At 66.3% G+C, this 13,739-nt stretch carries 13 protein-coding genes; 6 read left to right on the top strand and 7 right to left on the bottom strand.

Going from position 1 to position 13,739, the window contains the following annotated elements:
* Positions 1 to 69: 69 nt before the first annotated feature.
* Positions 70 to 687, bottom strand: a complete 618-nt coding sequence (locus tag MNI96_RS12735; RefSeq protein WP_249693664.1) for a GntR family transcriptional regulator — start codon at positions 685 to 687, stop codon at positions 70 to 72.
* Positions 688 to 961: 274 nt separating this feature from the next.
* On the opposite strand from MNI96_RS12735, the gene MNI96_RS12730 reads away from it, so the two are divergent.
* Positions 962 to 1,834 carry an N-acyl homoserine lactonase family protein gene (locus MNI96_RS12730; protein WP_249693662.1) on the top strand — a complete coding sequence of 291 codons (873 nt, stop codon included), beginning with the start codon at positions 962 to 964 and terminating at the stop codon, positions 1,832 to 1,834.
* A 124-nt stretch (positions 1,835 to 1,958) separates the two neighbouring features.
* On the top strand, positions 1,959 to 3,014 hold the full coding sequence (locus MNI96_RS12725) for an endonuclease NucS domain-containing protein (RefSeq protein ID WP_249693661.1): 1,056 nt from the start codon (positions 1,959 to 1,961) through the stop codon (positions 3,012 to 3,014).
* Positions 3,015 to 3,043: 29 nt separating this feature from the next.
* Here the strand turns inward: MNI96_RS12725 and MNI96_RS12720 are convergent, their stop codons facing one another.
* Complete coding sequence (locus MNI96_RS12720) at positions 3,044 to 3,358, bottom strand: ArsR/SmtB family transcription factor (RefSeq protein ID WP_249693658.1); 315 nt, start codon at positions 3,356 to 3,358, stop codon at positions 3,044 to 3,046.
* Between the two features lie 77 nt (positions 3,359 to 3,435).
* On the opposite strand from MNI96_RS12720, the gene MNI96_RS12715 reads away from it, so the two are divergent.
* The 3 genes from MNI96_RS12715 to MNI96_RS12705 all read left to right on the top strand — a co-directional run bounded on the left by MNI96_RS12715 (position 3,436) and on the right by MNI96_RS12705 (position 6,363).
* Positions 3,436 to 3,984 carry a DUF6428 family protein gene (locus tag MNI96_RS12715; RefSeq protein ID WP_249693657.1) on the top strand — a complete coding sequence of 183 codons (549 nt, stop codon included), beginning with the start codon at positions 3,436 to 3,438 and terminating at the stop codon, positions 3,982 to 3,984.
* Between the two features lie 532 nt (positions 3,985 to 4,516).
* Complete coding sequence (locus MNI96_RS12710; protein WP_249693655.1) at positions 4,517 to 5,482, top strand: LysR substrate-binding domain-containing protein; 966 nt, start codon at positions 4,517 to 4,519, stop codon at positions 5,480 to 5,482.
* An 89-nt stretch (positions 5,483 to 5,571) separates the two neighbouring features.
* Positions 5,572 to 6,363 (top strand): crotonase/enoyl-CoA hydratase family protein, encoded by a 792-nt coding sequence (locus tag MNI96_RS12705; RefSeq protein ID WP_249693653.1) that lies wholly within the window; start codon positions 5,572 to 5,574, stop codon positions 6,361 to 6,363.
* Here the strand turns inward: MNI96_RS12705 and MNI96_RS21995 are convergent, their stop codons facing one another.
* On the bottom strand, positions 6,364 to 7,257 hold the full coding sequence (locus tag MNI96_RS21995; RefSeq protein WP_349629166.1) for an NAD(P)-dependent oxidoreductase: 894 nt from the start codon (positions 7,255 to 7,257) through the stop codon (positions 6,364 to 6,366).
* Between the two features lie 90 nt (positions 7,258 to 7,347).
* Here MNI96_RS21995 and MNI96_RS12695 point away from each other — a divergent pair, with 90 nt between their 5' ends.
* Positions 7,348 to 8,229 carry a LysR substrate-binding domain-containing protein gene (locus tag MNI96_RS12695; protein WP_249693648.1) on the top strand — a complete coding sequence of 294 codons (882 nt, stop codon included), beginning with the start codon at positions 7,348 to 7,350 and terminating at the stop codon, positions 8,227 to 8,229.
* Positions 8,230 to 8,252: 23 nt separating this feature from the next.
* Here MNI96_RS12695 and MNI96_RS12690 read toward each other — a convergent pair whose 3' ends face one another.
* The 4 genes from MNI96_RS12690 to MNI96_RS12675 all read right to left on the bottom strand — a co-directional run bounded on the left by MNI96_RS12690 (position 8,253) and on the right by MNI96_RS12675 (position 13,602).
* On the bottom strand, positions 8,253 to 9,374 hold the full coding sequence (locus MNI96_RS12690) for an ABC transporter permease (RefSeq protein ID WP_283776475.1): 1,122 nt from the start codon (positions 9,372 to 9,374) through the stop codon (positions 8,253 to 8,255).
* Positions 9,375 to 9,381: 7 nt separating this feature from the next.
* The gene (rbbA, locus tag MNI96_RS12685; protein WP_249693643.1) at positions 9,382 to 12,138 is read right to left on the bottom strand and encodes a ribosome-associated ATPase/putative transporter RbbA; all 2,757 of its coding nucleotides are present in this window, start codon (positions 12,136 to 12,138) and stop codon (positions 9,382 to 9,384) included.
* Entirely contained in the window at positions 12,135 to 13,115 is a 981-nt protein-coding gene (locus MNI96_RS12680) for an HlyD family secretion protein (RefSeq protein WP_249693641.1), read from the bottom strand. Before MNI96_RS12680 ends, rbbA begins: the two co-directional genes overlap by 4 nt.
* A gap of 121 nt (positions 13,116 to 13,236) precedes the next feature.
* The gene (locus tag MNI96_RS12675; RefSeq protein WP_249693639.1) at positions 13,237 to 13,602 is read right to left on the bottom strand and encodes a hypothetical protein; all 366 of its coding nucleotides are present in this window, start codon (positions 13,600 to 13,602) and stop codon (positions 13,237 to 13,239) included.
* Positions 13,603 to 13,739: the final 137 nt, after the last annotated feature.

Genomic DNA, 13,739 nt, shown 5'->3' with positions numbered 1-13,739 from the left:
GGGGCCTATTGGCTTCCAGAGCGGCAGGGAGGACACGCCGCCCCTCCCCGCGTCCTCTCGAACGAAGCCTCAGGCGACTTCCGCATCGCTGAGCAGCTGCAGGGCGATCTTGCTGCTCTCCTCCACGTGGGTGATGCTCGCCCGGCGCGCCCACTCGGCATCGCGGGCGCAGATCGCCCTGGTGATGTCGCGGATTTCCTCGACGCTTTTCGGCAGACGGTGCGGCTGGGTCATCGTCGTTGCGCGCAGCATGGAGACGCGGTTGTGCAGCGAGGTCAGCATGTCCTCGACATAGATGTTGCGCGCGCCCGCGATCAGGCAGCGGTAGAACTCCGCCTTGCGCGCGACCAGCTGCTCCGTCGGCGCCTTGCCTTCCGCCGCCGCGGCGAAGGCCTCGCAGGCCGCAAACAGCCGCTTGTGCTCCTCGTCGGTGCCCTTGGCGGCGAATTCGGCGCCGCAAAACCCTTCCAGCAGCGCGCGCAGCTGGTAGAGCTGCTGCGCCTCCGCGAAGGAGACCTTGGTGACGATGGGACCGCGATGCGGCTCGGTGCGGATCAGGCCTTCCGCTTCCAGCTGACGCAGTGCCTCTCGCACCGATGTGCGGCCGACGTCGAGCGTTTCGCAGAGTTCGCGTTCGATGAGACGGTCGCCCGGCTTGAAATGACCGGTGGCGATCAGCTCGCGCATCTTTTCCTCTACCAGATGCCGAATCGTCGCGCGCTGTTTCGAGATTCTCAGTCTCGCCTGTTCCATCGATTCCACTTTCTTCCGTCCGGCCTGTCGCGCACCGGTTGTTCCGCGTTCCATAGCATATCCGAATGCGGCTGCGCTCGATGTTAGACATCTGGCTCGCCGGCAAGTATAGACCGAAAATGACAGATTGTCAGACAACCTGTCCGATTCCGTTTGCCGCACCCTGTTGCGGCACCGGCCGGCGGGCAGACAAGGGAGGGAGGTTCCCGTGACAAAAACCCGGACCACGACCAGCAAGATCCCCGGTTTTCCCGCGCCCGGCCGCGCGGAGTCCCTCAAGGGCCCGGCCAGGCCCTGGCCCGCAAACCCATGGGAAGTGATCGCGCTGCGCTATGCCACCAAGGACATGCCGGGAAGCCATGCCGTCCTCGACCCGGACCCGCACGAGGGCGAGGCTCGTCTCGACTATTATATCTGGCTGTGCCGCAACGGGGACAGGACCGTGCTGGTGGACACCGGCTTCGACGCGGAGGAAGGCGCGGCGCGCCAGCGGATCCTGCTGACCCATCCGGTCGAGGCCTTGAAGCGCATCGGCGTCGAGCCGGAGGACGTCACCGACGTCTTCATCACCCACCTGCATTACGACCATGCAGGAAACCTGCGCCATTTTCCCAACGCGACCATCCACCTGCAGGACGCGGAGATGGCCTATGCGACCGGGCGCTGCATGTGCCACGCCCGCATGCGCAAGCCCTTCGCGGTCGAGGACGTCAAGACGGCGGTGGAGATGGTCTACCGGGACCGTGTGCGCTTCCACGAGGGGGATTACACGCTGCTGCCGGGTCTGACCGCCCGCCTCGTCGGCGGCCACTCGAAGGGGCTGCAGATCCTGGTCGTCGACGGCGAGACGCCGCTGGTCATCGCCTCCGATGCGCTGCACCTGCGCCGCTACCTGACCGACGGCCAGATCTTTCCGGTCTTCGCCGACTATTTCCGCACGGTCGAGGGCTACCGCGTGCTGCACGAGCTGATCGAGGCCGGCTGCGAGATCCTGCCCGGCCACGACCCCGACGTCGTCACGCTCTACCCGCGCGTCGACCCCGACTGGGAAGACGCTGTCGTCATCCGCAAGGGGGCGTGAGAGGCGGGAAAGGCTTGTGTTCCGCGCGTCCCTTGCGCAACCTGACGAAGGCTCCGCGCCGCCTGTTTCCGGCGTCGGGGCGATTTGAGATCAGGCATTTGCGACAAGGGGCTTTTAGGGGAACATGAGCGAACTTTTCCGGATCGAGAATGGCGCCTTGGTGCGCGCCGCGCGCTCCAGGCTCGCCAACGAGGCGATGATCCAGGACTGGGTGCGCGACAATCTCGGCCTTGTCGGGATCCATGGCGTCGTGATCGGCCGCGAGGTGACCATCGCCAATCGCGGCCGCATCGACCTGCTGGCGATGGACAAGGACGGCTCGCTCATCATCATCGAGCTGAAGCGCGACCGCACCCCGCGCGAGATCGTCGCCCAGGTGCTCGACTACGCGTCCTGGGTGGTGTCCCTGTCGACCCGCGACGTGCACGCGCTCTGCCTGGAAAAGACCGGCCGCACCCTCGACGAGGTCTATCGCGAGCGTTTCTCGGCGCCGCCCCCCGACACGCTCAACGCCTCGCACCAGATGATGATCGTCGCCGGCAGCATGGACGAGACGACCACGCGGATTATCGAATACCTGTCGGAGGTGCACGGCGTCGGCATCAACGTCGCCTTCTTCAACGTCTTCGAGGACCAGGGCGTCCAGTGGCTGTCGACCGACACGCTGCTGGAGCAGGAGGAGGTCGCCGAGCGCGCCACCCGCAGCACCCGCGCGCCCTGGAGCGGCTACTGGTACCTCACCGCCGGCGCCGAAAGCGACGTGCCCTGGGAGGACCTGCGCCGCCATGGCTATGTGGTCGCCTCGGGCGGCAAGTGGTATTCGGACGGGCTGGCCCGGCTTTCGGTCGGTGACCGGGTGTTCTTCTACCAGAAGAACACCGGCTATCTCGGGCATGGCGTGGTGCGCTCCGAGATGCAACCCGCCGACGACTTCCTCCTCGCGGATGGCCGGCGCCTCGTCGAGGCCGTGCCGCGCGACTATTTCACTGAGTTCGGCGAGGACCCGGAAAAGCGGGCCTATGTGATCGGCATCGACTGGAAGAAGACCGTCGACCGGACGAACGCCAAGACCTATTCCGGCATCTTCGCCAACCAGAACATTGCCTGCAAGATCTACGACGAGAAGACTGTCGAGTTCCTCGTCCGCGAATTCGGTCTCGGCCGCGAGGATGAGGATTAGGTCAGCCGCGATGGGCTGCCGCCGCCCGATCACGAGCCGCAGCACGACCTCAGATCCGGGTGGCCGGCGCAGCACTCCTCCAGAAGGAAGCGCATCAGCGCGCCGATCCGGTCGAAATCGACCCGGTAGCGCAGGCTGCGCGCCTGCCGCTCGGCATGGACGAAGCCGGCTTCCGACAAGGTCGAGAGATGGAACGAGGCGCGCGATGGGCTCGCACCGATCGCCTCGGCGATCTCTCCGGCCGCCAAACCGTCCGGCCCCGCCCGCACCAAGGCCCTGATCACCCGCAACCGGTCGTCGTTCGACAAGGCCCCGAAAAGGGCGGCAGCTTCCTGCTCGTTCACAATTCAATTCCTCTTGAAATGTCAGAGTCGCTGTGGCAGATATTATTTCAACGTAACTTGAAATGAAAGGCCAAGCCATGATCACCCTTCCCGAGCTCATCGCCCTGCTGCGCGACCACCCCCAGGAGACCCCGCTGGTCTTCGCCAGCGAGGCCGGCGACATCGGCCCTGGATATCACGTCACCGAACTGCGCCATTCCGCCTCGACCGGCATCGATTGCGGCGGCACCATCGAGGCCTGGCCCGAGGTGCGCCTGCAACTGCTCGACGGGGCGGGCCGCACGCACATGCCGGCCGGCAAGTTCGCCGGCATTCTCGAAAGGAGCCTCAAGGCGCTGCCCGCGCTGGCGGAGGCACCGGTGGTCGTGGAGTTCGCACACGGAAACCGGGGCCTGCGCCTGATGCTGCCCGATGCCCCGCAGGCCGAGGACGGCCGCCTGGTTCTGCGCCTCAACGAGACGCGGGCGGTCTGCAAGCCGGCCGAACGCAGGGCCGCGGCACGGGCAACGGGCGCGCAGGCGGCCTGCTGCGGCACTGCCGCCGCCGTGCCGGAGGCACACGTGGTCGCGGCAGCCTGCTGCACGCCGTCGGCCGAGGCACGGACGACGGGCGGCTGCTGCGCCTGACCCCGCCATTGCGGTTCGCGAAAGGCGCCCACCTTTCGCGAACCGGATCGTTGCCGGCAGGATCGTAGACGTAGATCGACGGTCGAGGATTGTGGGGCGATCAGCCGTGCGGACGAACGGCTTTCCTGCCTGCCGGATCGTCGGACAGCGCAGAAGCCTCTCCCAAAAAAACCTTATCCCCGTTTTCGCGAGATCCGCCCGGCGCACCTTGGCGCCGGCGCGGCGGCGGAGCCTCCGCCCCGCGACGTGTACCTGGTATTTTTGACGATAAACCGTCAGAGCGAGACGGCTCGGCCGGCGGATCGGGCTCGGTCCCCGGCGTTTCGTCGATTTCGTGAAATTGCGCGGCCTTGCGTCAATTTTCGCGGAAATTGAGACGGGATTTCGCAAAATCCGTCGCAAGTCTCGCAAGCGGGGACAAGGCCGCCGGAGGACCCGGCCGGCGCAGCGGACCGGCCTCGCCGATTTTCCTTTGCCCGGCGCTCGCTTCCCGCGTTTAAATGAGCAAAACTCATTTCTCCGGGAGACATCCATGAGCCTGCGCCTGCCGCCGCTCGCTTCGCTCCGCCTGTTCGAGGCCGCTGCACGCCACGCCAGTTTCAAGCAGGCGGCCGAGGAGCTCGGCCTCACCCCGTCGGCCGTCAGCCACGGCATCGACACGCTGGAGACCTGGCTCGGCGCGCCGCTGTTCGACCGCTCGGGGCGGGCGGTGACGCTGACCGCCGCGGGCGAGGACCTGCTGCCTTATGTCAGCGAGGGCCTGTCGATGATCGCCACCGGCGCGCACCGGGTGTCGCCGCTGCTCGGCGCCCGCCGCATCCGCGTCAGCGTCGCCCCGACCTTCGCCCGCCGCTGGCTGGTGCCGCGGCTCGGCCGGTTTCGCGGCCGCCATCCCGAGATCGACCTGCATGTCGACACCAGCCACCGGCAGGCGGTCTTTCCGCTGGACGGCGTCGACCTCGCCATCCGCATGGGGCCGGCGCCCTGGCCCTCGGCGCGCTCCGAGCTGCTGTTCCGCGAGGCGTTGCAGCCCGTGGCGCATCCCGACCTGGCCGCCCGCCTGTCCCGGCGCGAGGGGCGGATCGACTGGGCGCGCGCGCCGCTCATTCATGTGGCGACGGTCGAGAACGACTGGGCGGCGTGGTTCGCGGCCGCAGCCTCGGCGACAGGCGAGGCTCTGCCGCCGCCCGGCCGGGGACTGCATGTCGACACGGTCGACCTAGCGCTGGAAGCGGCCGCGCAGGGGCTCGGCGTCGCCCTTGCCCGCCTGCCGCTTTGCGCCGACGCGCTTTCGGCGCCCGCGCCCCCTTCTCCTGCTCCTGCCGCTCCCGCCCCGTCTTCTCCTGCCTCCCCCGTCCTCTCGCCGCTGGCCGGCTGCCCGCCCGTGCCGGTGCGCACCGGCTATTGGGCCCTGCTGCCCTCCGGCCACGAGCCGCGCCGCGAGATCGCCGCCTTCCTGCGCTGGCTGAAGGGCGAGGCCGCGCCTTTCATGACATGAATTTTTCTCACTTGAGACGAGGTTTCCTCGTTTGTGTCGGGCAGGCCATCGGGCCAGCATGGCCCGACTGGACCGACGAGGAGACCCCCATGTCCGACACTGTGCTGTGCGAAATCGACGGCGGCATCGCCACCTTGACCCTGAACCGCCCGGACAAGCTCAACGCGATCAACTACGAAATGGCCGACCGGCTGCTCGAACGGCTGGAGGAGATCGAGCTCGACCCGCGCGTCGGCGCGGTGATCCTGACCGGCGCCGGCGAGCGCGCCTTTTCGGCCGGCGGCGACATTCCGCAGTTTCACGAGAGCGTCAAGCTCGGCCCGGCCCGCGCCGTGCGCGATTTCGTCCGCCGCGGCCAGGCGATGACCGCGCGGCTCGAGGCTTTCCCGAAGCCCGTGATCGTCGCGGTCAACGGCCTCGCCTATGGCGGCGGCTGCGAGATCACCGAGGCCGCGCACCTGGCCGTCGCCAGCAGCGAGGCCCGTTTCGCCAAGCCGGAAATCGCCATCGGCATCCCGCCGACCTTCGGCGGAACCCAGCGTTTGCCCAGGCTTTCCGGGCGGAAACGCGCTTTGGAGCTGCTCCTGACCGGCGATCCCTTCACGCCCGAGCGGGCGCTGGAGATGGGCCTCGTCAACGCCGTCGTGCCGCCCCGCGAAGTGATGGACCGCGCCCGCGCCCTCGCCCGCCGGATCCTGCGCCACTCGCCGCTGGCGGCCGCCGGCATCATCTCCGCCGTCACCCGCGGCCTCAACATGACCATCGCCGAAGGGCTGGTCGCGGAGGGCGAACAGTTCGCCCGGATGGTCGCGACGAACGACATCCACGAAGGCCTCAGCGCCTGGGCCGAGCGGCGGGTGCCGGTCTATTCCGGTACCTGATCAGGCGCCGTGCGGCCCGCCGTCGGTGCGGGCCGCGATCGCCTTCACCACGGCGGCCATGTCCTGTTTCCCGAAGCCCAAGCCCTCCGCCTCGCCGAACAGCGCGTCGGCCGCATCGAGCAGCGGCGCGGCGATCCCGGCCCCGCGTGCGGCCTCGGCGATCAGCCCGCTGTTCATCTTCACGTCGGAGATCGCCGCCTGCACCGAGAAGTCGCCGGCGCACAGCTTGGCGAGCTTGATCCGGGAGACGGCGCTGGCCATCGGCCCGGCATCGAGAACCGCCTGGAATCGTTGGAGATCCGCGCCCTGCCGCTCGGCGAAATGGAAGGCTTCGGCAAGGCCGGCGACCATGGTGACCAGGAACAGGTTGACCGACAGCTTCATGGTCAGCGCGCCCGGAACCGCGCCGCAGGCAACCGTCTCGCGGCAGACGGGGTGCAGCAGCTCGCGCAGCATCGCGACATCGTCGGCGTCGCCCGCCAGCATGCCGACGAGCTGCCCCTCCTCCGCCGGCACGCGGGAGCCGGAAACCGGCGCCTCGACATAGCGCCCTCCGGCCGCGCGGATATCGGCGTCCAGCGTTCGCGACCAGTCCGGCGCGCTGGTGCCCATCGACACGATCAGCCGCCCGGCGACGTTCTCGGCAAAGTCTTGGGTACCCCGGCCGAGCACCGCATCGGTCGCCGCAGCGTTCGCCATCATCAGGATGATCACGTCCGCACCGCGAAACACTTCGGCAGCGCTTGCCGCCACGCTCGCGCCGGCCTCGCGCAAGGGCTCGCAGCGCTCAATCGTGCGGTTCCACACCAGCAGATCGGCGCCGGCCTTCGCCAGATTGAGCGCCATCGGCTGCCCCATCACGCCAAGCCCGATGAACCCGATACGCATTCCCACACCCTCCTCTGCCGGACATGCGCGAAGGCTAGCTCTGGATACAAATTCAGAATATCAGATAATGCTGGATCCACTCTTCAGGATTTCGGGATGATCAGGACCAATCTCGACATGGACGCGCTGCGCAGCCTGGTCGCAGGGGTAGAGCTCGGCAGCTTCGCACGGGCCGCCACTGCGCTGGGTCGCTCGCAATCGGCGATCAGCATGCACCTGAAGAAGCTGGAACAGCAGACCGGCCAGGTCCTGTTCCGCCGCAGCGGCCGCGGCCTGGTGCCGACGGAGGCCGGCGAGATGCTGCTCGCCCAGGCGCGGCGGATTCTGGCACTGAACGACGCGGCGCTCGACCGGCTGGGCGCTGCGGCGCAGCCGGCCGCGATCCGGCTCGGACTGCCCCAGGACTTCTTCGAGGACGTGATGCCGGATGCGCTGCAGGCCTTCGCCGAGCGCCATCCCGGCACCCATGTAGAGGTGCGCGCCGGCCGCAACCACGCGCTGGCGCAGGAGGTACGCGCCGGGCGGCTCGATGCCGCTCTCGCCTTCTTTCCGCAAGGATCCGACGGTCACGGCGAGCGGATCGCCACGCTGCCGCTGGTCTGGATCGGCGCGAAGGGCCGCCAGGCGGCGGAAACTCCGCTGCCGCTCGTGCTGTTCGACCATCCCTGCCTGTTTCGCCAGACGGCACTGCGCGGTCTCGATCAGACGGGGCGAGCCTGGCGGCTGGCGCTGACGACGCCGAGCCTTCCCGGACTGTGGGCCGCGATCCGCACCGGCCACGGCATCACGGCACGGACGCGGCACCGCATCCCGGCGGGCTTGCGAGAACTGGGCCATCGCGAACATGGCTTGCCGAACCTGCCGCCGATCGAGGTGAGGCTGCTCAGCGCGGAGACCGCCACATCAGCCGCAGCCGACCTTTGCGCGCACCTGCGCGACACGGCGGAGCGGCACATCGCACGGCACGAAAACCGATAGCCCGCCGATGAAGACTACAGGCGTCAGCGTGCACCGGCCATGGTCGTGCGGAAGCGCGACAGGGCAATGACGAAGAAAACCACACTCAGGACCGACATGGCGACGATTGACGGCCACACGGTTGTCAGCCCTGCTCCGCGGTAGAGAATGGCCTGGGCAAAGGCAACGAAATGGGTCGAGGGCGATGCCTGCATGATCGCCTGGAGCCATTCGGGCATGCTTTCCATGGGCGTGGTGCTGCCGGAAAGCAGGTTCATGATGACCAGAACCGGCAGTGCGAGAAGGCCGAACTGCGGCATCGAGGTCGTGAAGGTGGCGATCAGGATACCGAGCCCCGTCACCGAGATCATGTAGATCAGGGCACCGAAGACGAACAGGGCAATCGATCCGTGGATCGGCACGCCCAACAGAAGCTGCACCACGAAGACCAGCGACAGAACGGCGGCCACAACGATGGCCAGCCCGTTCGCCCAGATCTTCGCCACCATGATCTCGGACGGTTTCACCGGCATCACCAGAAGATGTTCGATGGTGCCGTGCTCGCGCTCGCGGATCAACGCAGCCCCGGTCAGAAGAACCGACAGGATGGTGACGTTGTTGATCACCTGCATCACCGCGTTGAACCAGCTCGAGTCGAGGTTCGGGTTGAACATGGCGCGGACGACGAGGTCCATCGGCAGCGCCGCGGCGTCTTCGTTGCCGCTCAGGAACTTCGCGGCCTCGGCCTGGATGATCGACTGCAGGAACACCGTACCGTTGCCCGCCTGGGCCATGGCGGTCGCATCGACATTGAGCTGGATCTCGGGCTTGCGCCCGGCCAGCAGATCGGCTTCGAAATCCGGCGGAAAGCGCAGCACGAAAACAAAGGCGCCGCTGTCCATGCTCGCATCGATCCGGTCGGCGGAGATCTCGACCGGGGTATCGAATTCCGGCGGCAGAATGGCGCGGACGATGCGTCCGGAAAGGGCGGAACGGTCCTCGTCGACATAGGCGACGGACGCGTTCTGCACCTCCAGCTTCGCGCCCGTCGCCACGGCGTAGATGGCCAGCGTGAAGACATAGACGATCAGCAGCAGCAGGACGGGATCGAAGACGAGGCTTCTGAGTTCCTTGACGCCCAGGCGATAGACATTGGCCAACCACAGAAACACTCTATGCCTCCTGCTTGTCCAAAATGGCGATCGAAAGGACGGTGAAGAAAAGCGCGAAACCGGCCAGTGCCAGGTGATTGTGCCAAAGCTCGGCGAAGCCCAGCCCCTTGGTGAAGGTGCCCACGCTGACCTGCTGATACCAGGAGGACGGAAAGGCCAGGCCAAGCAGGCGACCGCTCCCCGACAGCGAGGAGACCGGCACGACCAGGCCGGAAAAGTTGACGGCGGGAATGATGGCGATGATCGCGGCGGCGAAGGTGGCGGCCACCTGCGTCCTGGTGAAGGTCGACACCAGCAGGCCGAAGGCCGTTGTGGCCAGGATGTAGAACAGGGTTCCGACCATGAGCGCCGTAGCAGAGCCCTTCAGCGGAACGCCGAAAACCGCATAACCGATGGCGACGAGGCTGACGAAGCTGATGGAGGCGATGACGACATAGGGAAGCTGCTTGCCGAGCAGGAATTCGCTGCGCGTTACCGGCGTCGAGCGAAAATTGGCGATCGAACCGGTTTCCTTTTCGCGCACAACGCCCATTGCCGTCATGATGGCGGGGATGAGAACGAGCATGAGCATCATCACCGAGGGGACGATGGCGAACACGCTCTTGAAGGACTGATTGTAGCGGAAGCGGGTGACCACCTCGGTGGCATAGGGCGAAATCACCTCGCCGAACTGCCGTTCGATCTGGTCGGCGTAGTAGCCAAGGGCCAGCCCCTGCAGATAGCCGCGCGCCGTCTCGGCACGGAACGGCATCGCTCCGTCGATCAGCACGTCGATCTCGGGTGTATCGCCGCGCAGAAGCTTGCGCCCGAACTCGGGCGGGATCTCGATGCCGATGCTTATTTCGCCGTCGACCATGCGCTGTTGCAGATCCCGCCTGCCGGTCGCCGGTGCGTGTTCCTCGAAATAGCGCGAGCCGGAGAAGCTCTCCAGCAACGTCCTGCTCTCCATGGACTGGTCACGGTCCAGCACTGCGTAGGGCAGGTTCTGGACGTCCAGCGAAATGCCGTAACCGAAGGTCAGCATGAGGATGACCGGTCCGAAAAAGGCAAAGACCAGCCGCATGGGATCGCGCAGCAATTCCATCGTTTCGCGGCGGGCAAACGCCCAAAGGCGCGACGGGCTGAAAAATCCACCTGCGTCCGCGATGGGCGTCGGAGCCGGCCGCAGGGCCGCAATTTCGGGTCCGGATACCGGAGTTGCCTTGACCGGTTCCGGCGAGACGTCCTGACCGGACGCTTCGCGCAGAATGTCGATGAAGGCGTCGTTCAGGCTGGCGGCGCCCTTGTTGCGGGTCAGCTCGTCCGGCGCGCCGACGGCCAGCACCTTGCCGGCATGCATCAGCGAGATGCGGTCGCACCGCTCCGCCTCGTTCATGAAATGGGTCGAGATGAAGATCGTCACGCCCTGATTGCGCGACAGGTCGATCAGGTACTGCCAGAAAATGTCCCGTGCGACCGGATCGACGCCGGAGGTGGGCTCATCGAGGATGAGGACTTCAGGCTTGTGGATCAGCGCCACGGCAAGCTGCAGGCGCTGCTTGATGCCGAGCGGCAGTCCGTTCGGCCGCATGTCCGCCTCGCGCCGCAGGTCGAAGGTGCTCAGCATTTCCTCGATGCGGGCATCACGCGTTTCGGGGGCGAGACGGTAGAGGGCCGCGTGCAGTTCCAGGTTCTGGCGCACCGTCAGCTCGGAATAGAGCGAGAAGGACTGCGACATGTAGCCGACGCGGCGCCGGGTGGCCATGTCGTTGGCGTTCAGCGTCTCGCCGAACAGCAGCGCATCGCCCTCGGTTGCCGGCAAAAGCCCGGTCAGCATCTTCATCGTAGTCGACTTGCCGCAGCCATTCGATCCCAGAAAGCCGAAGATTTCGCCGCGCTCGATCTCGAAACTCACATGGTCGACGGCGGTAAAGTCGCCGAAGCGGCAGGTCAGGCCGTGCGCCTCGATCGCCGGCGGCCCCTCCATCGGCACGCGCGGCGGCACCTCGACGGTGCGGTGCCCGCGCCGCTCGGCTTCCGGCAGCATGGCAACGAACGCAGCCTCCAGCGTCGAGGCGCCGGCAGCCTGCCGCAGCGCCTCGGGCGTGCCCTCAGCGATGATCCGCCCATCCATCATGGCGGCCAGCCAGTCGAAGCGTTCGGCCTCTTCCATATAGGCGGTGGCGACGATAACGCTCATGTGCGGGCGGTCGAGCCGGATGCTTGCGATCAGCTCCCAGAACTGCTCGCGCGAGAGCGGATCGATGCCGGTGGTGGGTTCATCGAGAATCAGAAGATCCGGATCGTGGATGAGAGCGGAGCAGAGCGACAGTTTCTGCTTCATGCCGCCGGAAAGCTTGCCGGCCGGGCGATCGGGAAACGGCGCAAGGCCGGTGGCTTCCAGCAGCGCATGGATCCGCTCTGCGCGCTCCGCCTCCGACTGTGCGAAGAGCCGCCCGAAGAAATCGAGGTTTTCGCGAACCGACAGGGTCGGATAGAGATTGCGGCCGAGCCCCTGCGGCATATAGGCGACGCGCCGGCTGCAGGCCCGGCGATGGGCCGTGCTGGCCATATCGCCGCCGAACACCGTCACGGAACCCGACTGGATGCGGCGGACACCGGACACGATCGCCAGCAGGGTCGACTTGCCGACGCCGTCCGGGCCGATAAGACCGGCCATGCAGCCGGCCGGAATGTCGAGCGTGACATCGGAGAGGGCTGCGATCTCGCCGTAACGATGCGTTACGCCCTGCAGCCTAGCGGCCGGTTCTCCCGTCATTGCGGCAGCTTGACCTCCAGGAAGCCCGGCCAGGCGACGGCGGGGTCGGTCCGCACATAGCCAATGCCTGCGACTCCGGCCTTGGCGCGGTCCTGATACCTGACCAGAAGATCCCTCGGGATGGACAGCTTCACCCGAAACATCAGGTTCTCGCGCTCGTCGGACGTTTCCACCGACTTCGGTGTGAACTGGGCATTGCTGGCGACGAAGGTGACGCTGGCCGGAATGACGTAATCGGGAATCGGGTCGAGGATCAGGCGCGCTTCGCTGCCGACCTGGAGCAGACCGGCATCGCGTGCCGGCAGGAAAATGGTCATGTAGATATCGGTCAGATCGGTGAGCGTGAGCACCTTGCCGCCGGCGCCCAGCACCTCGCCTTCGCGGGCCAAAAGGTACTGGACCCGGCCGCCGCGGGGCGCTCGCAGTTGGGTATCGTCGAGAATGGCTTCGAGCTGGGCGACCGCAGCCTTGGCCGACTCGATGGTGGCCTTGGCAAGTTCGACGCCGGCCTTGGCCGCTTCCACTCCTGCCACGGCGGTGTCGAGCGCGGTGCGCCGCTGGTCGGCCAGCTCCTGCGAGCTCACCTGCCGCTCGACCAGCGCGACGGTGCGCTGGTGCTCCTTTTCGGCGAGGTCGCGCTTGGCTTCGTACAAGGCGACCTGCGCTTCGGACTGGCGCAGACCCTGCTCGGCCTGCGCGACCGTGGCGCGCGCCTGGGCGATCCGGGCGTTGAGTTCCGACACATCCATGCGTGCAACGAGCTGCCCGGCCTCGACCATCTCGCCCTCGTTGACCAGGACCTCCGTCACGCGCCCGGCCATCTTCGTGGCGACGTCGATGCGCTCCGCTTCGATCCTGCCGTTCGAAGAGGCGATGCCGTCGGGCAGCTTATCGGTGTTCATCGTGCGCCACAGATAGAACCCGCCTGCGACAACCGCAACCAAAGCCGTCACGGCGATGACCTGTTTCCACTTCATCAAAAAGTCCCTCGCAAACAGAAAACGCGTGGCGCAGTGTCGGCCTGCAGCTGCTCGGCGCCGATCATGCTTTGCATACTGCACGTTTAGGTCAACCGTGTGCACAACCTTTTGACTTCAGTCAAAGGCGGGTCGTTGGAAAAGGTAAATTTTGCCGGTAGCCATAGCGCACGCGTCTCGCTGCAATCTCCTTGATCCCGACCTTCAGAGCCGCCTGCTCGCCACGCTTCGACTTGTAGTGATGCAACGAGGTATCGATCCGCAGGCTGACGCAGGCACGACGGATCGACACCTTCCAGTTCTCTCGAACTTCCTCCAAAAGAAGGCGACTGCGAACGGGCTTCAGAGCTTTTTTGACAGGACATCCTGCAGCATCGCCTTGTCGAGTGTCAGATCGGCGACGATCTTCTTCAGCCGGCGGTTCCCATCCTCGAGCTGGCGCATCCGCTTCACTGATGCCGGTCTTGCGCGACAGGTGGCCCTTCATCCACTTGACGCAGGATGAAGGCAATCTGCGCCTCCGAGAACTTCGACGTCTTCATGGAACTCTCCTTCTCCCGTCACCGGGATCATAAGTGGAAAATTCCAACTCAAAACGATCCGAAAATCGGGGAGCAGGTCAAA

This window comes from Stappia sp. WLB 29 (assembly GCF_023507705.1).
In the GTDB taxonomy this organism is placed as follows: domain Bacteria; phylum Pseudomonadota; class Alphaproteobacteria; order Rhizobiales; family Stappiaceae; genus Stappia.
This window is presented reverse-complemented; position numbering and strand designations above follow the sequence as displayed.